Here is a 25,152-nt window from a genome sequence, read left to right on the forward strand (position 1 = left end):
TTTACAATCATGGAAAATCACGCAATGGACATACTAATACCTGACCACTTCATAAAAAAACTTATTATTCACACCATATGTAATGTAACTGGTGAAATTGAAAAAAATACAGAACCCCCTAATACAATCAAACTAAACACACGTGACCGAGAGCAAATATTCAGCCGCCTTGAAGCAACGCTTGACATCCAGACAGGTATATTGGCATCAGCCAATCAATCATTCTCCATCGACACACTGACGCTTTTATTACACACGAAATTAACAAACAACCTCAAGGAATTTTAACCCCTTAGAGCCGCAACACTCTTCGATCCAAACCATTACCACAACATACCCTCTAATTCCGCGTTAATTTTTATTTCACTAGAGATATAACTCAGATGAAAGTCTTAAAGCTTACTCCTTTCTTCCACCACCCGGATGTTGTCTCGTGGCCAGTGGCATACGACTCGGTAGGAGGTATGCAGGTTCAAACATGGCGACAAGCAGTTTGGCTTGCTGAGCAGGGTGTTTCTCAGTATGTCATGACCATCGGTTTCCCAGGCCTGCCCAAGCTAAGACAATTACATCCGCTTCTCTGGATAGAACGTAGGCTATTACCAATGCCACGGATACGGTCTGAGTTTAGCGGTTTGATAGGACTGACACAGTCATGGGCGTTGTCAACATTGGCTGCATTATTTAAAATAAGAAACAATCATGACTTTGACATTATCCACATACACCTCGACGGCCAAATCCCCGCACTTATAATTGCTTGTTTAGCACCTAGAATGCTATGTCGACCTGCTATTTTGACGGTACACTGCTCTCGACTTGCAGTTTATACCCCACACTCTTGGACAGACAAGATTCAGCACCGCCTCGCTTGCTGGCTAGAGCGCAAAGCAGCACGTACGGCTTTCACCGTAGTCACACTCACCCAACAAACCGCCTCAAAATTTATACATCATTCTCGTCATGTTGCGATCATACCAGACGTGGTCGATACAAACCAATTCTCCCCACCCATACAAGAAAAAGTAGTCGAGTTCCGTGTTCAGTACAATTTAAAACGCCAAACAGTAGGTTTTATCGGTCGAATCGCGAAAGAAAAGGGGTGGCATCACCTCATCCCTATTGCGCAGATGCTTCGCAAACAAGAATGTGAATTATTAATTGTTGGCGACGGACCACAACGCTCTCGACTACAGCAAGCAATTGACCAAGCTGGTTTGCAAGACTGGGTCTCCATTACCGGTTTTATCTCAAATCATGAGGTGCCATTGGCAATAGCTGCATGCAGTTTAATCGTGATGCCATCAATGTATGAAGAGTTCGGAGGGGTCAGCATTGAAGCTCTGGCCATCGGTATTCCGGTCGTAGCATTTGCAGTTGGTGGACTCCCGGAAATCCTTTACGACATTACTCCTGAACTGCTTGTAGCACCAGAGAACACTTTCGAGCTAATCGAGAGAATCAAGGCAGTACTATCTGGACAACATTCAAAAATCACCAACCCAACTCGACTGCGCGCCTATATAGAGCAACACTATTCTACATCTGCTATTGGCGATAAAATATTAGACTTATACAACTTAACCGAAAGCCGCCACAAAACTTCTTCCCGCATATAAAAACACAGTTTAGGCTCACAAAGAAACAATAAGCCTCACACTGTAAAAATCCATATCATCTAGAGGATTGCTCATGTCACTGATCCACCTTAAAAACACTTCCTCTGCCACAGAGGTCCTGCAGTGCTTGCAAGAGCACGGATATGCCATTATTGACAACTTGGTATCCAGCACGACTATGGACCGTATTTCTGAAGAACTAAAATCGCACACTATGGCGACGCCTTTTGGACCTGATAATATACTCGGTAGAAAAACTAAGCGCACAGGAGGCCTGATTGCAAGATCCAGAGGAGCACGTGAACTGATCCTCAACCCGACTATTCTTGAAACGACCCGCCGCTTTCTTTCTCACGCGACAACATTTCAGATCCATTGCACACAACTCATATCTATATATCCAGGCGCCAGGGCGCAAACTCTGCACCAGGATGAAGTCGCTTGGGATATGTTTCCTTTTGCTAATGACTACCACGTCCAATGCAACACTTTGTGGGCCATGACCGATTTTTCTGAAAAAATGGGGGCAACTAGGATCGTGCCTGGTAGCCATCGTGCTGGGCGCAGTGTCGAATATGATTTGACGGCCAGCTTCCCAGCAGAGATGGAAAAAGGATCAGTGCTTGTCTATGACGGTAAGGTGTATCACGGCGGCGGAGCCAACCGTTCAGATCAAGTCAGATCAGCCATTAACCTAACATATGCGCTTGGTTGGCTTCGGCAAGAGGAAAACCAGTATCTGTCTTGCTCACTAGAAATTGCCCGTACGCTGCCAGACGAATTGCTACGCCTCATGGGCTATCAATGTGGAGCCTTCGCTTTAGGCTATGTTCATGGATTTGAGGATCCAATGACGGTGTTAGGCCGTGGTCAACCTAACAAATTAATGGGCGCTGAGTTGATGCAAAAATCAGAACAAAATGAAGATCGTAAGTCGTTCCTCCGTGAAGAAAAATTTGATTAGTAACCACGGCAGCCTGTTAACCAGCGCCAGACCGCCTCGCTGGTAAGTCCTGCATTGCTGGAAACGCTGGGGCAACACGACCCCGGTTTCTCCATCGACGGGCTGGAATCGCGGCTGATCAACGAAGCGTTGCAGCAAAGCACCGGCAATCTGGCGGCAGCGGCCAGGTTATTGGGGCTTAGCCGTGCGCAGTTTGCCTATCGGTTGAAGAAGCATCAGCGCCAGCAGGATTGAGATTCGTCAGTCACGCCGCAACAACGTCTGCGGCGTGACCCCGAAGGCTTTCTTGAACGCATGGCTGTAATGCGAGAAATCCGAAAAGCCGAAATCCAGCGCGGCCTGTGAAATGCTCCTCACCCGTCCGCGCTCGATGGCGTCGCGGCTGGCGTTGAGGCGTTCTTTCCAGATCTCGGCCACCGGCGTCTTCTGATAGCGCGCAAACGCCCGGGTCACGGTGCGGGTCGACACATGATGGACCTGGGCCAGACGCTCGATGCTCAGGTCTGAATCGCTCAGGTGCTGGCGAATGTAATTCATGCTGCGGCCGTACAGGTCCAGCTCGACGTGGGTGGTTTTCAGGTCCTGAAGTTCCAGGCTGATCACCAGCAAGTCGAGCAGCGTTTCGGCGTAGCGGCTGCCCAGGCCGTCGTCCTTGAGTATCGCCGGCGTGCTGGCGGCCTGACGGAGCATTTCACGCAGCGGGATGACGCCGGGACGGCGGTCATTCAAGACCATCGCGGTGCTCTCGGCAACCCTTGGCAGGCGCTGGCTGAGCAGCTCGCGCGGGATGCGCAGCAGGTGGTTTTCGCTGCCGCCCAGGCTGAAGCGGAACGCCTGCGTGGCGTCGTACAGAAACAGATTGTCGGCCGTCAACGTGGTCTTGCGCCCGCCCTGCTCCAGTTCGCCAAAGCCGCGCTGGGTAAAGCCCAGCCACAGGTCATCGTTGGGCCCGCTGCGCAGGTGGCGCTCGGAGCGTTCCCAGTAATGCAGCGGCGACGACATCGTATAAATGTCCAGCGCACCGATGCCATTGACGTCCAGCGCACCGTCGAAATCGCTCTGCGCCAAGGGCTTGCTGTCGGCCAGCAGGCAATGTTGGCACACCACTTCTTTCCAGTATTCAAAACGGCGAGGTGGCGAAACGGCAAGGGTCGAGTACTGGCTGGCGGCGGTCATGGCATTCACCTCACAACGGTGGAACGGGGGCACTTTGATCTGCGCTCAAGCAATTAGCAGGCCACTGCCTGAAGCCCGGTGCGGCGCGCAACAGCGCTTCGAACGCAACGGAAAACGCCATATTTCAAGGCACGAAACGCCCTGTTTTCGGGGCCTCGCACCATGACGGATCACCGCTGCAGGCCTGCGTTTACGTGCTGTCCTTTCCAGCCAAAAGGTTGTCCCGGCCAACAAAGCGACCTGCCCCGCGACTGCATAACTTCTACCTCACGGCAGCCAACCGGCCAGCCCCCGCTGATGAGGTTCTCCATGCACTCACAAAAAAAACAGCCCCTGAACGACGCCCATTGGTTGTTGCACAGACGCGACCTGGCGCCTGAGGAGTTCGCGGTTTACCGCATCGAGTGGAGCGCCCTGATGCTGCGCCAGCGCCTCAACGGTTTGCACAGCACCGCACCTGTTGCGTCGACACGCTGACCCTCAACCACAGCCTGAATCTGAAAAAAAGGAGCCACCCATGGAATCCGCGATCGACAAGCACCTCAAGTGCCCCAGAACACTGTCCCGCCGCGTGCCCGACGAATACCAGCCGCCATTCCCCATGTGGGTCGCCCGCGCCGATGAACAGGTCCAACAGGTGGTGATGGGCTATCTGGGCGTGCAGTATCGCGGCGAGTCGCAAAAGGCGGCGGCGTTGCAGGCCATGCGGCACATCGTCGACAGTTTCAGCCTGGCCGATGGCCCGCTCAGCCATGACCTGACCCACCACACCGACAACAGCGGCTACGACAACCTGATCATCGTCGGCTACTGGAAAGACCCGGCCGCGCACTGTCGCTGGCTGCGTTCACCCGAGGTCAACGGCTGGTGGACTTCAGATGACCGGCTTGCCGACGGCCTGGGTTATTTCCGCGAAATCATTGCGCCACGCGCCGAACAGTTCGAGACCCTGTACGCCTTTCGCGACCAGTTGCCGGGCGTCGGCGCGATCATGGACAGCACCAGCGGCGAAATTGAAGAACACGGCTACTGGGGCTCGATGCGCGACCGCTTCCCGGTTTCGCAAACCGACTGGATGCTGCCCACCGGCGAGCTGCAAATCGTCTCTGGCGACCCGGCCAAAGGTGGTCGGGTGGTGGTGCTCGGTCACGACAATATTGCGCTGATCCGTTCGGGCCAGGACTGGGCCGACGCCGAGGCGGAAGAACGTTCGCTGTACCTGGATGAAATCCTGCCGACGCTGCAGGACGGCATGGACTTTCTGCGCGACAACGGCCAGCCGCTGGGCTGCTACAGCAACCGCTTTGTGCGCAACATCGACCTTGAAGGCAACTTCCTCGACCTGAGCTACAACATCGGCCACTGGCGCTCGGTCGAGAAGCTGGAGCGCTGGGCCGAGTCGCACCCGACCCACTTGCGCATCTTCGTCACCTTCTTTCGCGTGGCGGCGGGCCTGGCCAAGTTGCGCCTTTACCACGAAGTGTCGGTGTCGGACGCCAAGAGCCAGGTGTTCGAGTACATCAACTGCCATGCGCAGACCGGGATGCTGCGCGACGCCCAGCCCGCGCAGGGCTGAGCGCCGCCCCCGTAACGAAGCCCATTCGCCGAGCCTTACAGCCTTCCGTTCAAGGAACATCCGTCATGCACAAGATTCGCCCGTTGCTGCTCACCGCCCTGCTGCCCGCCCTGCCTGCGCACGCGGTGGAAGTCGCCCCCGGTGATTACGAACAATACCCGGTGGGCGCGACCATCGGCGCGCTCTACTACCAGCATTCCACCACCGGCTCTGCGTACGCCAACGGCCACAAGGTCAGCTCCGATTTCAACCTCAAGTCGGACGTCGGCATCCTGCGTCTGCTGCACGTTTACGCCTTGAGCGACACGCTGACCATCGACCCGCAATTTCTGTTGCCCTTCGGTCATGTGTCCAGCGGCGGCGATGCCTCGGCACTGGGCAGCACCCGCGGCATCGGCGACCTGATTCTTACCGCGCCGCTCAAGCTGCGCCTCAATGAGGCCCGCGACACCTTGAGCATTGCACCGTATGTGTTCGTGCCCACCGGCACCTATGACAAGGACGACCCACTGAACATCGGCGAGAACCGCTGGAAGTTCGAGCTGCAAGGCGCCTACGTCAAGCACTTCACCGAAAAATGGGCGATGGACCTGGTCGGCGGCGCCACCTGGTACGGCGACAACGACGACTACACCAGCGCCGGCAACCGCATGGAGCAAGACGTCTCGTATGCAGCGCAATTGATGGGCCGCTACATGCCTGACCCGACCACCACCTTCGGCATCGGCTTCGGGCATACCTGGGGCGGGGAAACCAACGTCGAGAGGGTCAATCAGGACAACGAAGCCGGTACCACCAACTTTCGCCTGACCGCCACCAAATTCGTTACCGCCCAGGACCAGATCCAGTTGCAACTGGGCAAGGACCTGACCGTGGACAACGGCCCCAAGGAAGACTTCCGCATGAACCTGCGCTACGCCCGGGTGTTTTAAAGCGTTTTCCGCCCGGCGCTGGACCCCTTATTTTTCATTCAAAGGACATCCCTTTTCATGGCCATTGTTCGCCCCACCGTTGACAACCTGATCGAAATCGCCAAGCGCTTGCACATGGACCTGAGCCACGAGCAGGCCAGCGAATACCTGGCGCTGATGCAGGGCAGCTTCGACGCCTATGACCTGGTCGATGAGTTGCCGGACTTTATTCCGCAGGTGCGCTATCAGCGCAGTGCCGGTTATCGCCCAGCCAGAACTGAAAACCCGCTGAATGCCTGGTACTACAAGACCGAAGTCAACGGCGCGCTGCACGGCAAGCTGGCGGGCCGGACCATTGCCCTCAAGGACAATGTGTCGCTGGCCGGCGTGCCGATGATGAACGGCGCGTCGCCGCTGGAAGGCTTTGTGCCGTCGTTCGACGCCACGGTGGTCAGCCGCTTGCTGGACGCCGGTGCCACGATTCTGGGCAAGGCCACGTGCGAGCACTATTGCCTGTCGGGTGGCAGCCACACCTCCGACCCGGCCCCGGTACACAACCCGTATCGTCACGGCTATGCCGCAGGCGGATCGTCATCGGGCAGCGCCGCGCTGGTGGCCGCCGGTGACGTGGACATGGCGGTGGGCGGCGATCAGGGCGGCTCGATTCGCATCCCTTCGGCGTTCTGCGGCACCTACGGCATGAAACCCACCCACGGCCTGGTGCCTTACACCGGGATCATGGCCATCGAGGCAACCATCGATCACGCCGGCCCCATCACCGGCAACGTGCGCGATAACGCGCTGATGCTCGAAGTCATGGCCGGCAGCGACGGCCTCGACCCGCGCCAGGCCGCGCCCAGGGTCGAGGTGTACAGCGACTACCTGCAACGCGGCGTCAGCGGGCTGAAAATCGGCATCCTCAAAGAGGGTTTCGCGCTGGGCAACCAGGACCCGCGCGTGACCGACAAGGTCAACAACGCCATCGCCCGTCTGCAGGCGCTCGGCGCGCAGGTCGAAGAAGTCTCGGTGCCTGAACACGGCCTGGCCGGTGCGCTGTGGCACCCCATCGGCTGCGAGGGCCTGACCGCACAAATGATGCACGGCAACGGCGCAGGCTTTAACTGGAAGGGCCTGTACGACGTCGCCCTGCTGGACAAGCAGGTCGGCTGGCGCGATCAGGCCGATGCGCTGTCGGCCTCGCTCAAGCTGTGCATGTTCGTCGGTCAGTACGGCATCGAGCGCTACAACGGCCGCTTCTATGCCAAGGCCCAGAACATCGCGCGCCTGGCCCGCAGCGCCTACGACGCCGCCTTGCAGCGTTACGACCTGCTGGTCATGCCGACTGTACCGATCGTTGCCCAGCCGCACCCGGCACCGGGTTGCTCGATCACCGAATACGTGGCCAGGGCCCTGGAAATGATCGGCAACACCGCACCGCAGGACATCACCGGCCACCCGGCCATGTCGATCCCGTGCGGGCTGGTCGACGGCTTGCCCGTGGGCCTGATGCTGGTCGGCGCGCACTACGCAGAAGGCACGATCTACCAGGCCGCCGCCGCCTTTGAAGCCAGCGCCGACTGGCGTGATCTGTAATCCACCGTCTTGCCCGATACCGCATTGCCCTGAGAGGAAACGACCATGAGCACATCCGTGCCGAAACCATCCACTTCAACCCCTGGCGAGCGTGCACGTGCCTTGTTTCAGGTACTGAAGAATAAAGACCTGATTCCCGAGGGCTACATCGAACAGCTCACCGACCTGATGGAGAACAAATGGGACCCGGCCAACGGCGCCCGCGTGGTGGCCAAGGCCTGGGTCGATCCTGAGTACCGCGAGTTGCTGCTCAATGACGGCACCGCCGCCTGCGCGCAGTTCGGCTACACCGGCCCACAAGGCGAATACATCGTGGCCGTGGAAGACACGCCCACGCTGAAAAACGTCATCGTTTGCAGCCTGTGTTCGTGCACCAACTGGCCGGTGCTGGGGCTGCCGCCGGAGTGGTACAAGGGCTTCGAGTTCCGCGCCCGGCTGGTGCGCGAAGGTCGCACGGTGCTGCGCGAACTGGGCACCGAACTGCCCGCCGATATGCTCGTCAAGGTCTGGGACACCAGCGCCGAAAGCCGCTATCTGGTACTGCCGCAACGCCCGGCCGGCAGCGAGCACATGGACGAGCAAGCCCTGCAAAAACTGATCACCAAAGACGTACTGATCGGTGTAGCCCTGCCTCAGGTGCGCTAAAACCAGCCCCTTACCTCTTCAACTCAAACAAGGTAATTCACAATGGATGGCTTTCACGACCTGGGTGGCTTTCAAGGCTTCGGCAAAGTGCCGCACACCATCAACAGCCTCAGCTACAAGCCTGTGTTCAAAGAGGACTGGGAGCATCTGGCCTACAGCCTGATGTTCATCGCCGCCGACCACTTGAAGCAGTTCAGCATCGACGAGGCGCGCCACGCTGTGGAGCGTCTGGATGTGCGCCAGCACGTCGGCACCACCTATTACGAACGCTATGTCATCGCCACCGCCTCGCTGCTGGTCGAAGGCGGCGTGATTACCCAGCAGGAACTCGACGAGGCGCTGGGTTCGCACTTCAAGCTGGCCAACCCGCCGCACTCCAAAGGCCGCCCGGCCATTTCCGACCGTCCGCCGTTCGAGGTCGGCGACCGCGTGGTGGTACGCGATGAATACGTCGCCGGGCACATTCGCATGCCGGCGTATGTGCGCGGCAAACAGGGCGTTGTGTTGCACCGTACCCGCGAAAAATGGCCGTTCCCCGACACCATCGGCCACGGCGATAAAACGGCGGTGCTGCAACCGACCTATCACGTCGAGTTCCGGGTCAAGGACCTTTGGGGCGACGCGACCGATGACGGCTTTGTGGTCGTCGACCTGTTCGAGAGCTATCTGGACAAGGCTGAAGCGCCGGTGCAGCCATGACAGAAATCAGCCCGTCGAGCCGGCTGCCGGTCACCGTACTTTCGGGCTTTCTGGGCGCGGGCAAGACCACCCTGCTCAACCACATCCTGCGCAACCGCGCAGGCTTGAAAGTGGCCGTCATCGTCAATGACATGAGCGAGGTCAATATCGATGCCCAGGACGTCGAGCGCACGGTGTCGTTGCACCGTGGCAGCGACGAACTGGTCGAAATGAGCAACGGCTGCATCTGCTGCACCCTGCGCGCCGACCTGCTTGAACAGATCAGTGTGCTCGCCCGCCAGCAACGTTTCGATTACCTGCTGATCGAGTCCACCGGCATCTCCGAACCGATGCCGGTGGCCGAGACCTTCGCCTTTCTCGACACCGAAGGCTTTTGCCTGAGCGAACTGGCGCGGCTCGACACGCTGGTGACCGTGGTCGACGGCAGCCAGTTCGAGGCGCTGCTGGACTCGACCGGGCACGTGGGTGGCGAAGCCGAAGACGGCACGCCGCTGCGCGCGCTGGCGGATTTGCTGATCGAGCAGGTCGAGTACGCCAACGTCATTCTGGTCAACAAACTGGATGTGATCGGCGAGGCGCGTTTCGAGGAATTGCGCGCCCTGCTGGCCGGCCTGAACCCCGGCGCAGAGATTCTGCCGATGACCCACGGCGTGATTGCGCTGGAGAAGATTCTCGGCACGCAGCGCTTCGACCTGCCGAGCCTGGCGCACTCGCCCGGCTGGATGAAACAACTGGATGCTGTCGAGGCACACGCCGCCGAGTCCGACGCCTACGGCATTGCCTCCTGGGTGTACCGCGAGCGCGCGCCGTTTCATCCGCAGCGGCTGCTGGAATTTCTCGGCAAGCCGTGGCGCAACGGGCGACTGCTGCGCAGCAAGGGCTATTTCTGGGTGGCCAGCCGTTACCTGGAGATCGGCATGCTGGCGCAGAGTGCCGGGCAATTTCGCTGGGAACATGTGGGCCGCTGGTGGCAGTTCATCGACCAGGCGCAATGGCCGCAGGACGACTATCGCCGCGAAGGGATCCTGAGCAAATGGGACCCGATTGCCGGCGACTGCCGCCAGGAGATCGTGTTTATCGGTCAGGGACTGGACCTGCAAGCGTTGCAGCATGAACTGAACGCCTGCCTGCTGACCCCGGACGAGATCCTCGCCGGCCCGCAATACTGGCAGGCGTTACCCGGCGCCCCCGCTTTCAGCACACCTGTGCAATCCCTTTAGAGGTGCCGCATGCTTTTACTCAGCAAAACCCACCATCGCGCCATGGCCGCACTCAGCGACCAGTTGCAACAACAAACAGCCGCGCAGCAGGCGTTGCAAGCCCAGGTGGCCGCCCTGAACCTTGAGCTGGAGCGCAAGGCTGCGCAACTGGCGCAACTGGCGCAACGCGAAGACCAGCTGAAAAGCCTCTCGCAACGCTGGGAACTGGTGGCGCAAGGTACAGGCGATCTGTTCTGGGAACTGCAACTGGACGGCACCGCGCAGGCTGTTGCCACCAGCGCCTTGTGGTGGTCGACACCGTTGAACCGCCAGCCCTGGCTGCCGGAGCGGTTCGAGCTGTGGAACGAACGATTGCACCCAGGCGACCGCCAGGCGCATCTGGATGGCCTGGCCCGCCACCTCGCCGACCGCAGCGGCCGCACGCCCTACACGCTGGAGGTGCGCATGGACCTGGGTTCCGGTTATCGCTGGTGCCACATCAGCGCCCACTCACGCCGTGATGCACAGGGTTTGCCGGTGGTCGTTGCTGGCGTGCTGCGCGATATCCACGTGCAGCGTCAGCACGAAGAAGCGCTGAACCTGGCCGCCACCCGCTTTGAAATCTCGCGGGAAATGCTCCACGACGGCCTCTGGGATATCGAGGTCGTGGCCGGCGACCCGGCCAACCCGAACAACGCCATCTGGTGGTCTTCGCAAATGCGCCGACTGCTGGGTTACACCACCCCCGAAGAGTTTCCCAACACCCTGGAAAGCTGGTCGTCGCGCCTGCACCCCGATGACAGCCAGCGGGCTATAGAAGCCTTTGTCGCCCATGTGAACGACCGCTCCGGCAACACGCCGTTCGATGTGGCCTACCGGCTGCAGCACAAGAACGGCGAGTACCGCTGGTTTCGAGGCCGCGGTCAGACCCGGCGCGCCGCCGATGGCTCACCGTTGCGCGTGGTCGGCGCGATCACCGACATCCATGCCAGCCACGAAGAAAACCAGATGCGCGAAACCCAGCAGCATCAACACCAGGCCATGCAGGACAACCTGCTGAAACTGACGCACATCGTGGCGGCCATTCAGGGCATAGCCAAACAGACCAACCTGCTGGCGCTCAACGCCGCCATCGAAGCCGCCCGCGCGGGGTCGGCGGGTCGGGGCTTTGCCGTGGTCGCCGATGAGGTGCGCAAGCTGGCGACCCGCACCAGTCAGGCGACCCAGCAGGCAGCGGACATGATTGAGGCCTATTGAAAGACCGGCTATTCCAGCCACTGCGGATAAAGCTCTGGAAACCGCAGCCCGATCCAGTCGACGAAGGCCTGCACCTGCGGGGCCAGGTGCGAGCGGCTCGGGTACAACACCGACACCGGGCGAGGCCGTGGCCGGTAGCGCTTGAGGATCTCGACCAGCGAACCCTCGGTCAGGTGTTGGTCCAGGGCGATGCCCGGCGCCTGAAGAATGCCGAAGCCTGCGACCCCGCATTGCACATAGGCGCTGGACTCATTGACGACGATACCGCGCCGGCTGATGTAACGCCTGTCGGTGCCATTTTCGGAGAATTGCCACGGCAGCGGCCGCTGGTTTTGCCCGGAGATGAAACTGACGCCGCGATGATCATCCAGATCGTCCAGCGTCTCTGGCGCGCCATGAGTGTCGAGATAACCGGGTGCAGCGCAGGTCACCATGGTTGCCATGCCAATGGGTCGGGCGACCAGGCTGGAGTCGGGCAGTTCGCCGATGCGCAGCACGCAATCCACGCCTTCTGCGACCAGGTCCACCGTGCGATCGGTGACCCCCAGCGCCATTTCGATCTCAGGATGACTGTCGGCAAATTCGCGCAGGCTGTCGATCAATAGCGGCTGGGAAAACGCGCTGGGAATGTCCACCCGCAACTTACCGCGCAACGATGCGCCACGCACATCGAACATCGCCTGGGCCCCGGCAACGCTGCCCAAAATATCCTTGACCCGCTGGTAAAACTGCTCGCCTTCGCTGGTCAGCCGGACCTGGCGGGTGGTGCGCTGAAACAGTCGCACGCCCAAGGATGACTCCAGCGCCTGAATGGCGCGGGTGACCTGAGGGCGTCCTGTTTCAAGGGCATCCGCCGCGCGGGTAAAACTGCCCAGCTCGGCGACACGGGCAAACACCTGCATTGACTGAAGCAGCTCCATAGCGTCCTCGAACGGGATAGTCCGTTGCTTTTTATCATCAGCAACCCCTGATGATTGTTGCTGCAAAGAGTAACAGTGCTGTTATGCCCTGCGCATTTATTGCCACTCGCCTGAAAGCAACAATGGCCGCATCCCACCAGAAATCACTGGTGCCCCTGACGGAGAACAGCCATGAAAGCCTGGCAACTGCACGATTTTGGCCTCGACAACCTGCACCTCGGCGAAACGCAAACCCCACAGCCCAAGGCGGGCGAACTGCTGGTCAAGGTCGGCGCGGTGTCGCTCAATTTTCGCGACAAGGCCATCGTCGATGGCATTTATGAGCCGCACAAAGTGCCGCCCTTGCTGATTCCGGTCAGTGATGCCGCCGGCACCGTGGTGGCGGTTGGCGAAGGCGTGAGCCGATTCAAGGTAGGCGACCGGGTCAACTCGCACCTGTATTCGCGCTGGATCGACGGCGCCCCAAGCCATGATGAACCCGAATACTGCTTCGGCTCGCCCCTGCCCGGTGGCCTGGCCGAGTACATGATCATTCACGAGCAAAGCGCAGTGCGCGTACCGGATAACCTGTCCGATGAAGAAGCGGCGACCTTGCCCATCGCCGCCCTCACCGCCTGGTATTCACTGGTGGACTACGGCGACATCCAGCCCGGCGAAACCGTGCTGGTGCAGGGCACCGGTGGCGTGTCGATCTTCGCCGTGCAACTGGCAACCGCGCTGGGGGCCAGGGTTATCGTGACCTCCAGCAGCGACGAGAATCTGCAGGCGGTGAAAAAGCTCGGCGCGGTCGCGGGCATCAACTACCGGACTCACCCGCAATGGCAGGACGAAGTCCTGAAACTCACCGACGGTAAAGGCGTAGACCTGCTGCTGGACGTGGCCGGCGGTGAAGGCGTCAACCAGTCGATCGCCGCCACCAAAGCTGCCGGCAAGATCGCCCAGATCGGCTTTCTGACCGGGCAGACCACACAACTGAGCCTGATGCCGCTGATCTTCCGGCAAACCACGATCAGGGGCATTGCCGTGGCACCGCGCTCCTCGTTTGACCGGATGAATGCGTTCCTGGACAAGAACCGGATCCGCCCGGTGATCGACAAGGTCTACCCGTTCGAGGCGGCGCGGCAGGCGTATGAGCACCTGGCCAAGGGCGCGTTTGGCAAGGTGGTGATCACGGTCTCCTGACCGGGACTGGGGCACGTGGGCCGCTGCACGATGGCAGGTGTTCGATGCAGCGGCCGCATGACCTCAACAGGCCATTAGTACATCTGTGCTAATCGACCCCTTCAACCGTCGGCGCTATATTCCTCGGCACCCTCAATGCTCACTCAAACACGGCCCTTTTGCCGTGCAGGGCATCGTTGCGCCTCGAAAATATAACGGCCCAAGGAAGAAGTACGATGAAACTGCACTCCCCCGTCACTCGTCTCGCGCTGTTGAGCGCCTTGATCATCGGCGTCGCCGGTTGCAGCAACATAAAGCCCTCTGAAGACCACCTCAAGACACTCGCCGAAACCAATACCGGCGAGTCGGTCAAGCGTGTGTCCAATGTCCGCAGCGACTCCATGCAGACCTATTTCACCGCCAGCACCAGCGCCGGCGACTACAACTGCTCGGTGCCCAGTGGCGCCAGCGGCGGCATGTTTGCAGTGGCAAGCTTCGGCATCATGAAGCCCAGCGCCGTGTGCCAGCTCAAGGGCACTCGCGGCAACCAGTTGCAGCCTTTTCAGTAAACCTCGACGTCAGTAAACCTTGAGAGGTCGCGCAAGGTGGCGCGCAGTTCGCTCGGGCGCACGGGTTTGGAGAGGATCGAGATCTGGCGATCATGCAGGGTGGCCTGGATTCTCTCCACATCGTGCCCGGTCAGAATCAGCGCCGGCACCTGCTCACCGCGCCGTGCGCGCAATTGCTCGATGCATTCGATGCCGGTGGCGTGAGGCCCCAGGTCATAGTCGGCGACGATGATGTCGCAGTCGCTGACCACATCCTGCCCGGACAACTCGGCCTGCACTTCACAGCCCCAGCGTTCCAGCAAAGCCTGGGTGGCGCGCAGCACGTTGGGGTCATCCTCCACCAGGCACACTTTCAGCCCCGTCAGCAGGCCCGCCTGGCGCATCTCATCGCGCAGTGCCGGTTGCCGGGGCGCCGCTGTCAGTGACAGGCCGCGCAGGCTGACCGAAGTGCCCTGGCCCACGCGAGAGCGAAGCACGACGTCGATGCCCATCAGCAGCCCGAGGCGCTTGACGATGGACAGGCCCAGACCGACGCCTTCGACGTCCTTGTCGCGCAAGTGCCGCACGCGATAGAACTCCTCGAAGACCTTGCCCAGGTGTTCCTGGGCAATCCCGCGCCCCTGATCATGAATCTGCACCACCACGGTGTTTGCGCGTTTGCGCACGCCGATCAGCACCGGGCGCTGGGCGCCGTATTTGAAGCAGTTGGAAAGCACATTCTGCAGCATGGTCGTCAACAGCGCAGGGTCGACCTGTACCCAATGGGCGCAGGGCCGCAGGCGTAGCTCTACGCCGGCCCAGCGTGCAGCTTCGGCATTCTGGCGCACCAGGTCGGCGAGCAATTGCCCCAGATCCACAGCCTGGTATCTGGGCAGCAACTGGCCGTTGTCCAGGGTGTACAGATCGAGAATCGAGCGAAACAGCTGCGAGACATTCAGCAGCGAGCGGTCGATATTGTCGACCAGACGTCGCTCTTCATCACCCAGCCGCGCTTCGCGCAGGCACGCGGTGAACAGGCCGATGGAGTGGATGGGCTGGCGCAAATCATGGCTGGCCTGAGCCAGGAAACGCGATTTCTCAAGGTTGGCGGCGATGGCTTGTTCCGAAGCCTTGCGGGTGCGTTCCAGCAACAAGTGCGCGTACACCGGGATCACGGTACTGGTGATCATCAGCGTCAGAAACATGAACGGATTCGCCTGCCACAGCGGCGTCAACCGGTACACGATCAGCAAGGCCAGCAGCGCCAGGGCGGTCGCAATGGCCAGGTAACGCGACCCATAGCGCATGCCATTGCCAAGATTGACCCAGACCATCACCGCATACAGCGGCAACGCCGCCTCACCGCCGACCACCAGACCAAACGAAGTGCCGGTGTAGTCGTTGATCATCCCCAGAATACGCCGCGTCGGGTAATGGCCAGGCCAGCGTGCAATCACCTGACGCAGGACGATCGAGGCCAGGAAGAACACGACGATGTAGACAATGACAGGCAGGTAGCGCTCCATCGAATGCCCCGGCAAAAACCCCAGCACGCTCATGTAGGCAATGGTACAGGCGGACACCACCATGCGCAGGTTGGCTTGGTCGAGCTCGGCATCTTTCTCGAACTTCATGGCAACATCCTTGTAGGGCAGAGGTCTCAGGCTCTGTACGTAAAGTGGCTGCGCTCGGTCGGTACGCGGCCTGCAAACGGGCACTAATTTAACACGCGACGCTAGGCACAGGCCCAGGGAGGCGCCCTTCATGACATGCCGGATCATTATCGCCGACGATCACCCCATGTTTCGCGAAGGCATGCTGCGCACCGTACAGCGTTTGCTTCCTGAGGCCTGCGTGGAACAGGCCGGTGACCTGGGCACGGTGCTGGAACTGATTGCAACCGGCGCCGAGGTCGACACCCTGATTCTCGACCTGCGTTTTCCGGGCCTGACCTGCATCAGCCAGTTGGCGCAACTGCGCCAGCAACTGCGGCGTACGACCTTGATCGTGGTGTCGATGGTCGATGATGCGGACCTGATCAATCAGATCATGGAAATCGGCGTCGATGGTTTCATCGGTAAAAACATCGCCCCGGCTGAAATCGGCCAGGCATTGCTGGCGATTCGTCAGGGCGAAGTGCTGGTCAGGTTCGCGCCTTCGGGCCTGCTGCCGCTGGAGACAAACGCCCTCACCGGTCGCCAGCAGGACGTCTTGCGTCTGATTGCCCAAGGCAAGACCAACAAGGAAATTGCCAAGGCGCTGGATATCTCACCGTTTACCGTGCGCATTCATGTTTCGTCGCTGCTGCGCAGTCTGAACGTGCCATCGCGGGCAGCGGCGGCGGTGAAGTATTCGGGGGAGAACTGAACGCTGCGCTCACCAGCGCGCCCCAGGCAAACACACCGTGTTGCATCTGCTGCGGCTTAACGGCATCATTTGATAACAATTGTCATTACCTTTTAAGCCATGCTGCCACTTGCCCCCGCTGCAACGCGCCTCAGCGCCCGTAATCATGTGCTGCATCAGTTATTCGGCGACCACCATGGCTGGTTGCTGGGGCGTTTGCGTGCGCGGCTGGGCTGCTGCGAAGAGGCGGCAGACATGGCCGCCGAAACCTTTGCCCAAGTGGTCGCTGCGCCTGACCCGCTGGCCATCCGCGAGCCACGCGCCTTGCTGACGATCATCGCCAAGCGGCTGGTGTTTGCCTCGTGGCGACGCCGCGATCTGGAGCGCGCCTACCTCGAAACCCTGGCGCAACAGCCTTTCGCCTATGAGCCCTCGGCCGAAGAACAAGCCCAGGCCTTGCAGGCACTCAGCGCGCTGGACAGTTTGCTGCAAGGTCTGTCGCCCATGGGCCGCAGTGCATTTCTGTACAGCCAGCTGGACGGCCTGACCTATGCCGAGATCGGCCAGCGCCTGGGCATTTCCGCCCCACGGGTACACAAGTACGTGGTCAAGGCCTTGGGCCTTTGCTATCTGGCGCTGGAGCCGGCATGAGCGCCCCACGTTTGCCTGCGGCAGTTGCCGAAGCCATCGAGTGGCTGGCCTTGCAGCGTTCGGGCGCGATGACCGGTGCCGAGCAACAACGCTTCGAGCTGTGGTTGCACGCCAGCCCCGACAACACTGTGGCCTGGCAACGTCTGCAGCAGCGGCTTGGCCAGGCGTTCAGTGAGGTGCCGGAGCGCTCGCGCGACATGCTCCACCGCGCCGGTGCCAGCCGCCGTCACCTGTTGCGCGGCGCGTTAGGCATCACCGGCCTGGGCGTGAGCGCCTGGTGGCTGCAACGCCAGGGTTTATTACCGATGGCAGGCTCAGACCTGCAGACCGGTGTCGCGCAGCGCCGGCCGTTCACCCTCGCCGACGGCAGCCGGGTGCTGCTCAATGCACGCAGCCGCGTCGACCTGGCGTTCGATGCGCAGCAACGCACGCTGATCCTGCACGAAGGCGCCTTGAACGTTGAGGTGGCCGCCGACCCGGGCCGGCCGCTGGTGGTGCGCACGCCCTTCGGCGAAGCGCGGGCACTGGGCACGCGCTTCAGCGTCACGCTGGCTGAACGCGGCGCGCAGGTGTGGGTGCAGTCGTCCCGCGTGCAGGCATCGATGGCCGGCGCCGCACCGCTGGAACTGCGTGCCGGTCAAGGCGCGTGGCTCGACGGCCGCAGCGTGCAACGGCTGGACCCGGCCCAAGCGCGCGCGGCCGCCTGGGAAGACGGCGTGCTGGAGGTGCATGACCGCGCCCTGGGCGAGGTGATCCAGGCGTTGCGCCCTTACCGTCACGGCTGGCTGCGCATCACTGACGACGCCGCCGCATTGCGGGTGTCCGGGGTTTTTCCGCTGGATGACAGCGAGCAGGCGCTGCGCTCGTTGCAGGAAGTGCTGCCGATTCGTGTGCAGCAGCCCTTCGGCTGGTGGACGCAATTGAGCCTGCGCGAAAAATAATATTCGCCCCCCGTTAATAAATACCCCGCTCGCATCACATGGCTGGTATCGACTGACCCAATGAAGACTGCCGCCATGTACCGTCCCTTGCGCTTGACCCTCTCACCTTTTGCTTTTGCCTTGAGCCTGACCGCGCTCGACAGCGTGGCAGAACCGGCCGCCTCCTCCGCCAGCCGTCAGCAACTGATCGACTTCGACCTGCCGGCCGGCTCGCTGGACGCGACCCTGACGGCGATTGCCCGGCAAAGCGGTCGCGGCATCGCCTTCAGTGCGGCCTTGACCCGTGGCCTGAATGCTCAGGCTTTGCGCGGGCGCTACAGCGCCGAGCAGGCGGTGAATCAGGCGCTGTCGGGCTTGCCCTTGCAACTGAACATCACCCCCAGCGGCACCTTGAGCATCGAGCCGCGCAGCGACGCCACCGTACACCTGGCGCAGACCGATATCGATGGCGCAGGTTTTACGCAAAACGCCTGGGGCCCGGCCTACAGCCGCGTGGCCACCCGCAGCGCCAGCGCGACCAAGACCGACACGCCGCTGCTGGAAACACCGCAGTCGATCTCGGTGATCACCCGCGAAGAGCTGATCGAGCGTCCGCACGCCAGCCTCGCCGATGTGCTCAATTACACCCCCGGCGTGATCGCCCAGCCCAACGGCTACAGCCGTGTGGCCGATGACTACCGCATGCGCGGCTTCGATATCGGCCCACGCACGGGTGGTGTACTGCGCGATGGCATGAAGATGCAAAGCACCCAGTTCGAGGGCGGCCAGGAGCCTTACGGGCTGGAACGGGTCGAGGTGCTCAAGGGCGCCTCGTCGGTGCTGTACGGCCAACTGGCGCCGGGCGGGCTGGTAAACACCGTGAGCAAGCGCCCGACCCTTGACCCGCTGCATGAAATCAACCTGGAATACGGCAATCACCAGCGCCGCCAACTGTCCACCGACCACAGCGGCGCGCTCGACGACGAAGGCCGCTTCAGCTATCGCCTGACCGCGCTCAAGCGTGACAGCGGCACCGAGTACGACGCCATCGACGACGACAAGACCTACATCGCCCCGGCGCTGGCCTGGCAGATCGACGACGACACGCGCCTGACCCTGCTGGCGACCCGGCAACAGACCCAGACCACGCTGACGCCGCCGATCCGCTATGACCTGACGGTCTACAGCCCGGGCCCCGGCTACAAGGTGCCGTACAGCCTGTTCCCCGGCGAGCCGGATTACGACGACTACGACGGCACGCTGCACACCGCCGGCTACCTGTTCGAGCACCGTTTCAACGACCACCTGCAACTGCGCCAGGCCGTGCGTTATTTCGAATCGCGCGTCGACTATGACTACATCACCCTCAACACCAGCCGCATTACCGGGCCCAACCTCTCGCAACTGTCGCGCAGCTATAACAGCCGCGAAGACATCGCCACCGGCTGGACCAGCGACAACAGCCTGCAACTGGACCTTGAGGCCGGCCGCTGGCAGCACACCGTGCTGGCGGGCCTTGATTACTACCGCAAGACCTACGACAGCCATCGCTTCAGCGGCAATGCCCCGGCGCTGAACCTCGCCAACCCGGTATACGGTAACTTGCCGCAGGTCGACCGCTCGATTGATCGCGGCTCCGACCTGCACGCGCGCCAACTGGGCCTGTACCTGCAAGAACAGGCCAGGTTCGACCAGCACTGGGTGGCTCTTTTGGGCCTGCGCCAGGACTGGGCCGACAGCACCACGCGCACCTATCGCGACCGCGCGCAAACGACGACTGATGACAGCAAACTCACCGGCCGCGTGGGCCTTGTGTACCTGGCCGACAACGGCGTCGCGGCCTATGTCAGCTACAGCCAGTCGTTCTTGCCCGCTACCGGCAGCGGCAGCGATGGCAAACCGTTCAAGCCCACCGAGGGCGAACAGTACGAGATCGGCCTGCGCTACCAGCCGGCCGACCGTGAGCTGCTGATCAGCGCGGCGGTGTATCAACTGACGCAAAGCAACGTGACCAGCTCGATTCCAGGCTCGGACTTCGACGAACAGACCGGCAAGGAACGCAGCACCGGCCTGGAAATCGAGGCCAAGGGGCAACTGACTGAAAACCTGGGGCTCAGCGCCGGTTATGCCTACACCGATGCGCACGTGATTGCCGACAACGACGCGCAACTGCAAGGCTCGCGCATCGAAGGCACGCCCTATCACAGCGCCTCGCTGTGGCTGGACTACCGCCTGGCAGCGCTGGGCCTGCGCGACATCACGATCGGCGCCGGCGCCCGCTACAACGGCACCACCCACACCCTGCCGAGCATCAGCGACCGCAAGATTGCCGCCTACACACTGTTCGATGCGCGCATCAGCTACGTGCTGAATGACAACTGGCAACTCAGCGCCCGGGCGCAGAACCTGACCAACGAGCGCTATATGTACTGCGCCAATTCGTGCCGTTATGGCGATGAGCGCAGCGTGGTGGGATCGGTCAGTTATAGCTGGTAGCACATCACCCGGCGCCACAGGAGCGAGCGCAGCTCGCGAAAGGGCCAGTGAAATCAGCGCATTTGCGGTGGTTACACCTTCGCCTTCGCGAGCTGGCGCTCGCTCCCACGGATTTAGGCAGGCCTTGATACTGAGTACGACACAAATTGTGATCTGACCCCATTGCGTAGGAGCGAGCGCAGCTCGCGAAAGGGCCAGTGAAATCAGCACATTTGTGGTGACTGCACCTTCGCCTTCGCGAGCTGGCGCTCGCTCCCACGGATGCGATTAATCGGATAGTTCTGCCGATCAGCCTTTCCAGTTACCGCCTTCGACAATCACGTCTTCAGGCTTGGTGTCTGCAGCCAGTTCCTTGCGCACGTACTGGTCGTAGAGCTTGAGCAGGTATTTGTCCTGGCCGAGCCTGGCCAGTTCAGTGTTGACCCAGTCACGCAGTTCGATGTTGCCCTTCTTCACCGCCGGGGCAATCGGGGCTTCGCCGCCGAGTTTTTCCGGCAGGGTGCGGTAGCCGGGGTTTTGCTTGGCCCAGCTGAACAGCACCAGGTTGTCTTGCGCGTAGGCATCGCCGCGACCGTTGGCCAGGGCTTGCAGGGATTCCGAGTTTTTCTCGAACTTGAGCAGTTTCCAGTCCGGGTGGTTCTTGGTCAGCCAGACATCGGCGGTGGTGCCGGTGGTGACGATGATGGTCTTGTCGGCCAGGTCATCGAGCTTCTGCACCGGGCTGTTGTCCGGCACCAGCGCCTGGACCGCGACTTTCAGGTTCGGGTTGGTGAATTCCACCGCTTCCTTGCGTTCCGGCGTCACGGTCATGTTGGCCAGAATGATGTCGACCTTGTCGCTTTGCAGGAACGGAATACGGCTGGCCGGCTCCACGGCAACGAACTCGACCTTGTTCTCATCGCCCAGCAGCGACTTGGCAAACTGGCGGCCGATGTCGGTATCGAAGCCGACGTATTTGCCCTTCTCGTCAACGAAACCGAACGGCGGCTTGTCGGTGAACACGCCGACGATCAGCTTGTCGCGGGCCTTGATCTTGTCCAGGTAGCTGGCCGGCGCCGCAGCGGCGGTCGGTGCAGCGGCAGCCGGTTTGGCAGGCTGGTCGCCGTTGCCGCAGCCGGCCAGCAGACCGAGCCCCAGCAAAGGCAGTAAAAACAGGGATCGAGCAGTTTTAAACGAGGCAGTAGTCATGTGATTTCCTAAAGGGCTCTATGGCTTTTAGATAACAGCGGCCTTGGGCACGGTGTGCTTGCCCGGCAGGCTTTCTACATAAGAGAACTTCTCCAGAAACTGCTGCGCGCGTGCGCTCGAAGGGTCGTTGAAGAAAGACTCGGGGTCACGCTGTTCAAGGATGCTTCCGGCTTCCATGAACACGATGCGGTCGGCCACGGCGCGGGCAAAGCCCATTTCGTGGGTGACGATGAGCATGGTCATGCCGCCACGGGCCAGATCGAGGATCACTTCCAGCACTTCCTTGACCATTTCCGGGTCCAGGGCGGCGGTGACTTCATCGAAGAGCATGACTTTTGGGTTCATGCACAACGAGCGGACGATGGCGATGCGTTGCTGCTGGCCACCGGAAAGCTGGCGCGGAAAAGCATCACGCTTGTCCGCCAGGCCGACCCGTTCCAGCAGCGCTTCGGCCTGGGCCAGGGCTTCCTTGCGCGGGCGGCGCTGGACTTTCAGCGGCCCGAGCAGAATGTTGTCGAGCACGGTCATGTGCGGGAACAGGTGGTAACTCTGAAACACCATGCCGATGTCCTGGCGCACCTTGCGCCAGTCGGTGCCCGGCGCCAGCAATTGCTGACCGTCAAAGTGCAGCTCGCCACCTTGCGCCTGCTCCAGGCCATTGAGGCAGCGCAGCAAGGTGCTTTTGCCACAACCGCTGGGGCCGAGCACCACGATGACTTCGCCAGCCTGGACCTGCAGGTCGATGGCCTTGAGCACCTGGTTGCTGCCGAAAAACTTGTTGAAGCCCTTGAACTCGATCAATGCACTCATGCTTGTGTCCAGCGCCGCTCCAGCACCCGCGAGGCGAGTGACAGCGGGTAGCAGATGAAGAAGAAAAACAGGAACAGGGCGCCGTAGATCAGCACCGATTCGTAGGTGCGCTCGATGATCTGCTGGCCGACCTTGATCACATCGACCACGCCGATCAGCACCGCCAGCGAGCTGGTCTTGATGATCCGCGTGTAGATATTGATGGTCGGCGGCGTCATGCGCTTGAGCGCCTGCGGCACCAGCACATAGCCGTACAGCTGCAGCGCCGACAGGCCGATCGACAGCCCGGCCTCACGCTGGCCACGCGGCAGCGATTTCAGTGCGCCACGGGCCACCTCGCCCACTTCGCTGGCGCCCCACAGGCTCAACACCAGGACCGCGCACCAGAAGCTGGGCAGGCTCAGGCCAAAGAAGATCGGCAGGCCGAAAAACAGCAGGTACAGCCAGACCAGCACCGGGATCGCCCGGAACAGTTCGAGGTAAACCCGCAGCACGACGTTGAGCCAGGTAATGCCCAACGTGCTCAGCGAGCCATACAACAGACCGCCTGCGGTACTGAACAGGATGCCCAGCGCTGAAATCGACAAGGTCCGGGCAGCGCCTTCGCCAAACAGCGGCAGCGACACCCAGAGCAGTTCAAGACCCGAACTGGCCATGTTGCAGCCTCCTTTCCAGACGGCTGAGCAGCAGCGACAACGGCAGGAACAGCAACACGCAGATCAGGGTCAGCACCGTGAGCATCTCGTAGGTCTTGTAGTACAGGGCGATGTAGCTCTTGGTGGTGTAGAGAATCTCGGGCACCGCCACGGCCGACACCACCGTGGTTTCCTTGAGCAGGAAGATGAAGTTGGCGAACAGCGCCGGCAAACTGAGGATGCCCGCTTGCGGCAGGATCACATGGCGCAGCAGTTGCCAGTCCGACAGGCCGATGGAGCGCCCCGATTCAAGCTGCGCGCTCGGCACCGCCTCGATGCCGGCCCGCAGCACTTCGGTCAGGTAGGCGCCGCCGAGAAAGGTCATGGTGATGATCGCGGCGCTGAAGCCCGAGACCTTGATGCCCAGGGTCGGCAGCGCGAAATAGATGAAGAACAGCTGGATCAGCAACGGCGTGTTGCGCGCCAGCTCGACATACAGGCCGATCAGGCGATACAGCACCGGGGTGCGGAACATCAGGATGACGTTATTGACCAGCGCCACCAGTAACGAGGTGCAGATCGCGATCAGGCCCACCTGCAAGGTGACGCCAACCGCCTTGAGAAACGCCGGCAGGGTTGTAAGGATGAATGCGTAGTCGAGGGTCATTGCGAGGACTTAATAAGGCATGCGGTATTGGCTTGTGGCCTGTTCGATATATCCTAATTGAGCTAAGCAGCCGTCAATAAATAACCTTATTGAATAAGCATAGTGTTTTTCGCATAAAACGCCCTGAAATGGGGCAGTGGTTTTTAAGCTCGAAATGGAATTACCAAATGTCAATTCAGTATTTCCAGGTCTATCAGGAACTCACTACTGTAGGCGCCACGAACCTTGTACCGAGAGCCTGCCATGCAAGCCACTGCCCGAATCCTCGACCTCACCCGCTTTCGCAAACGCCGTGAAGCACAGCGCCAGGCCGAGCTGATGTGGGCGATGTACAGCGCCCGGGCGAACCTCACCACCTGGTCGTTGTTACAGGCCGAGAACAACCCGGATTTCGCCAAGGCCCGCCCATGAGCCTGTTGCGTACCGCGGCGGCGGCACAGGATGTGCTGCCCCCGGCGACCGAGTGCGCAACCGCTGATGACGACCTGATTGGTGAACGCGTCGCCCAGAACCTGCAACGCCTGCGCAGTAAACGCTACTTGTCGCTCGATGCCCTCGCCCGTTTGAGCGGCGTCAGCCGGGCGATGCTGGCGCAGATCGAGTCCGGGCGCAGCGTGCCGTCGATCAAGGTGCTGTGCAAGATCGCCAAAGGCCTGAAAGTCTCGGTGGCCGCCTTTCTGGAAACCCGCGCCTTTGAAGGCGTCGAACTGCTGCCGGCGCAGCAGAGCAAGCGCCTGGTCAGCCCGGACGGCAGCTTTACCAGCCGCGCGCTGTTTCCGTTCGACCGCTCGCGACAAACCGAATTCTACGAAATCCGCCTGAGCCCCTTGGGCGAAGAGCAATCCCAGGGCCATGCCGCTGGCGTCCAGGAAAACCTGGTGGTGGCGCAAGGCGTACTGGAAATCAGCGTCAACGAAGAGCGCTATCTGCTCTCCCCCGGAGACTCGATCCTGTTCTACGCCGACCAGCCGCACCGCTACCGCAACCCGGCCGACAGCGACGCGGTGGCGTATCTGGTGATTACCCATCCTGAACGGCTGGACTGATTACCTGACCTGACAGACCCCGTAGGAGCGGGGGGGGGGGGGGGGGGGGGGGGGGGGGGGGGGGGGGGGGGGGGGTGGGGGGGGGGGGGGGGGGGGGGGGGGGGGGGGGCGGGGGGGGGGGGGGG

At 61.0% G+C, this 25,152-nt stretch carries 26 protein-coding genes and 1 pseudogene; 20 read left to right on the top strand and 7 right to left on the bottom strand.

Annotated elements, in window-relative coordinates:
• The first annotated feature begins 24 nt into the window (after positions 1–24).
• The 4 genes and pseudogenes from ACYAS9_RS14020 to ACYAS9_RS14035 all read left to right on the top strand — a co-directional run.
• A complete protein-coding gene (locus tag ACYAS9_RS14020; RefSeq protein WP_463568891.1) occupies positions 25–288 on the top strand; it encodes a DUF6137 domain-containing protein in 264 nt (87 codons plus the stop codon).
• A gap of 95 nt (positions 289–383) precedes the next feature.
• A complete protein-coding gene (locus ACYAS9_RS14025; protein ID WP_463568892.1) occupies positions 384–1,619 on the top strand; it encodes a glycosyltransferase in 1,236 nt (411 codons plus the stop codon).
• 73 nt (positions 1,620–1,692) lie between these two features.
• Positions 1,693–2,583: a phytanoyl-CoA dioxygenase family protein gene (locus ACYAS9_RS14030; protein WP_463568893.1), complete on the top strand. Its 891-nt coding sequence runs from the start codon at positions 1,693–1,695 to the stop codon at positions 2,581–2,583.
• 48 nt (positions 2,584–2,631) lie between these two features.
• Positions 2,632–2,817: pseudogene (locus ACYAS9_RS14035) on the top strand (helix-turn-helix domain-containing protein); the annotation flags it as partial.
• Between the two features lie 6 nt (positions 2,818–2,823).
• Here the strand turns inward: ACYAS9_RS14035 and ACYAS9_RS14040 are convergent.
• Positions 2,824–3,759, bottom strand: a complete 936-nt coding sequence (locus ACYAS9_RS14040) for an AraC-like ligand-binding domain-containing protein (RefSeq protein WP_463568894.1) — start codon at positions 3,757–3,759, stop codon at positions 2,824–2,826.
• Between the two features lie 309 nt (positions 3,760–4,068).
• On the opposite strand from ACYAS9_RS14040, the gene ACYAS9_RS14045 reads away from it, so the two are divergent.
• The 8 genes from ACYAS9_RS14045 to ACYAS9_RS14080 all read left to right on the top strand — a co-directional run bounded on the left by ACYAS9_RS14045 (position 4,069) and on the right by ACYAS9_RS14080 (position 11,639).
• Complete coding sequence (locus ACYAS9_RS14045) at positions 4,069–4,236, top strand: hypothetical protein (RefSeq protein ID WP_463568895.1); 168 nt, start codon at positions 4,069–4,071, stop codon at positions 4,234–4,236.
• A gap of 40 nt (positions 4,237–4,276) precedes the next feature.
• Positions 4,277–5,335 (top strand): aliphatic aldoxime dehydratase, encoded by a 1,059-nt coding sequence (gene oxdA / locus ACYAS9_RS14050; RefSeq protein WP_463568896.1) that lies wholly within the window; start codon positions 4,277–4,279, stop codon positions 5,333–5,335.
• Positions 5,336–5,400: 65 nt separating this feature from the next.
• Entirely contained in the window at positions 5,401–6,267 is an 867-nt protein-coding gene (locus ACYAS9_RS14055; RefSeq protein ID WP_463568897.1) for a transporter, read from the top strand.
• A 57-nt stretch (positions 6,268–6,324) separates the two neighbouring features.
• A complete protein-coding gene (locus ACYAS9_RS14060) occupies positions 6,325–7,839 on the top strand; it encodes an amidase (RefSeq protein WP_463568898.1) in 1,515 nt (504 codons plus the stop codon).
• 45 nt (positions 7,840–7,884) lie between these two features.
• Positions 7,885–8,484 carry a nitrile hydratase subunit alpha gene (gene nthA / locus ACYAS9_RS14065; RefSeq protein ID WP_463568899.1) on the top strand — a complete coding sequence of 200 codons (600 nt, stop codon included), beginning with the start codon at positions 7,885–7,887 and terminating at the stop codon, positions 8,482–8,484.
• A gap of 42 nt (positions 8,485–8,526) precedes the next feature.
• Positions 8,527–9,183: a nitrile hydratase subunit beta gene (gene nthB / locus ACYAS9_RS14070; RefSeq protein ID WP_463568900.1), complete on the top strand. Its 657-nt coding sequence runs from the start codon at positions 8,527–8,529 to the stop codon at positions 9,181–9,183.
• Positions 9,180–10,403 (top strand): GTP-binding protein, encoded by a 1,224-nt coding sequence (locus ACYAS9_RS14075; protein WP_463568901.1) that lies wholly within the window; start codon positions 9,180–9,182, stop codon positions 10,401–10,403. Before nthB ends, ACYAS9_RS14075 begins: the two co-directional genes overlap by 4 nt.
• A 9-nt stretch (positions 10,404–10,412) precedes the next feature.
• Complete coding sequence (locus ACYAS9_RS14080; protein WP_463568902.1) at positions 10,413–11,639, top strand: methyl-accepting chemotaxis protein; 1,227 nt, start codon at positions 10,413–10,415, stop codon at positions 11,637–11,639.
• Between the two features lie 8 nt (positions 11,640–11,647).
• Here ACYAS9_RS14080 and ACYAS9_RS14085 read toward each other — a convergent pair whose 3' ends face one another.
• A complete protein-coding gene (locus tag ACYAS9_RS14085; protein ID WP_463568903.1) occupies positions 11,648–12,559 on the bottom strand; it encodes a LysR family transcriptional regulator in 912 nt (303 codons plus the stop codon).
• 171 nt (positions 12,560–12,730) lie between these two features.
• Here ACYAS9_RS14085 and ACYAS9_RS14090 point away from each other — a divergent pair, with 171 nt between their 5' ends.
• Positions 12,731–13,741 (top strand): zinc-dependent alcohol dehydrogenase family protein, encoded by a 1,011-nt coding sequence (locus ACYAS9_RS14090; RefSeq protein WP_463568904.1) that lies wholly within the window; start codon positions 12,731–12,733, stop codon positions 13,739–13,741.
• A gap of 215 nt (positions 13,742–13,956) precedes the next feature.
• Entirely contained in the window at positions 13,957–14,289 is a 333-nt protein-coding gene (locus tag ACYAS9_RS14095) for a hypothetical protein (RefSeq protein WP_463568905.1), read from the top strand.
• Here the strand turns inward: ACYAS9_RS14095 and ACYAS9_RS14100 are convergent.
• Positions 14,283–15,902 (bottom strand): ATP-binding response regulator, encoded by a 1,620-nt coding sequence (locus tag ACYAS9_RS14100; RefSeq protein WP_463568906.1) that lies wholly within the window; start codon positions 15,900–15,902, stop codon positions 14,283–14,285. The genes ACYAS9_RS14095 and ACYAS9_RS14100 overlap by 7 nt on opposite strands.
• 130 nt (positions 15,903–16,032) lie before the next feature.
• On the opposite strand from ACYAS9_RS14100, the gene ACYAS9_RS14105 reads away from it, so the two are divergent.
• From ACYAS9_RS14105 to ACYAS9_RS14120, 4 genes are all read left to right on the top strand, one after another.
• Complete coding sequence (locus ACYAS9_RS14105) at positions 16,033–16,635, top strand: LuxR C-terminal-related transcriptional regulator (protein ID WP_463568907.1); 603 nt, start codon at positions 16,033–16,035, stop codon at positions 16,633–16,635.
• A gap of 99 nt (positions 16,636–16,734) precedes the next feature.
• Positions 16,735–17,265, top strand: a complete 531-nt coding sequence (locus tag ACYAS9_RS14110) for a sigma-70 family RNA polymerase sigma factor (RefSeq protein WP_463568908.1) — start codon at positions 16,735–16,737, stop codon at positions 17,263–17,265.
• Positions 17,262–18,206: a FecR family protein gene (locus ACYAS9_RS14115; RefSeq protein WP_463568909.1), complete on the top strand. Its 945-nt coding sequence runs from the start codon at positions 17,262–17,264 to the stop codon at positions 18,204–18,206. The genes ACYAS9_RS14110 and ACYAS9_RS14115 overlap by 4 nt, the downstream gene beginning before the upstream one ends.
• Positions 18,207–18,266: 60 nt before the next feature.
• Positions 18,267–20,681, top strand: a complete 2,415-nt coding sequence (locus tag ACYAS9_RS14120; protein ID WP_463568910.1) for a TonB-dependent siderophore receptor — start codon at positions 18,267–18,269, stop codon at positions 20,679–20,681.
• Positions 20,682–20,969: 288 nt separating this feature from the next.
• Here ACYAS9_RS14120 and ACYAS9_RS14125 read toward each other — a convergent pair whose 3' ends face one another.
• The 4 genes from ACYAS9_RS14125 to ACYAS9_RS14140 are packed head-to-tail and all read right to left on the bottom strand — an operon-like array spanning position 20,970 to position 23,981.
• Positions 20,970–21,869, bottom strand: a complete 900-nt coding sequence (locus ACYAS9_RS14125; RefSeq protein WP_463568911.1) for a transporter substrate-binding domain-containing protein — start codon at positions 21,867–21,869, stop codon at positions 20,970–20,972.
• 27 nt (positions 21,870–21,896) lie between these two features.
• Positions 21,897–22,679 carry an amino acid ABC transporter ATP-binding protein gene (locus tag ACYAS9_RS14130; RefSeq protein ID WP_463568912.1) on the bottom strand — a complete coding sequence of 261 codons (783 nt, stop codon included), beginning with the start codon at positions 22,677–22,679 and terminating at the stop codon, positions 21,897–21,899.
• Positions 22,676–23,335, bottom strand: coding sequence for an amino acid ABC transporter permease (locus tag ACYAS9_RS14135; RefSeq protein ID WP_463568913.1), 660 nt, complete (start codon positions 23,333–23,335; stop codon positions 22,676–22,678). The genes ACYAS9_RS14130 and ACYAS9_RS14135 overlap by 4 nt, the downstream gene beginning before the upstream one ends.
• Positions 23,316–23,981 carry an amino acid ABC transporter permease gene (locus tag ACYAS9_RS14140; protein WP_463568914.1) on the bottom strand — a complete coding sequence of 222 codons (666 nt, stop codon included), beginning with the start codon at positions 23,979–23,981 and terminating at the stop codon, positions 23,316–23,318. Before ACYAS9_RS14140 ends, ACYAS9_RS14135 begins: the two co-directional genes overlap by 20 nt.
• Before the next feature lie 243 nt (positions 23,982–24,224).
• Here ACYAS9_RS14140 and ACYAS9_RS14145 point away from each other — a divergent pair, with 243 nt between their 5' ends.
• Together ACYAS9_RS14145 and ACYAS9_RS14150 are read left to right on the top strand one after the other, a co-directional pair.
• Positions 24,225–24,392 carry a hypothetical protein gene (locus tag ACYAS9_RS14145; protein WP_463568915.1) on the top strand — a complete coding sequence of 56 codons (168 nt, stop codon included), beginning with the start codon at positions 24,225–24,227 and terminating at the stop codon, positions 24,390–24,392.
• Positions 24,389–25,027: a helix-turn-helix domain-containing protein gene (locus ACYAS9_RS14150; RefSeq protein ID WP_463568916.1), complete on the top strand. Its 639-nt coding sequence runs from the start codon at positions 24,389–24,391 to the stop codon at positions 25,025–25,027. The genes ACYAS9_RS14145 and ACYAS9_RS14150 overlap by 4 nt, the downstream gene beginning before the upstream one ends.
• Positions 25,028–25,152 lie beyond the last annotated feature (125 nt).

The sequence above is a fragment of the Pseudomonas sp. HP_08 genome (assembly GCF_055284095.1).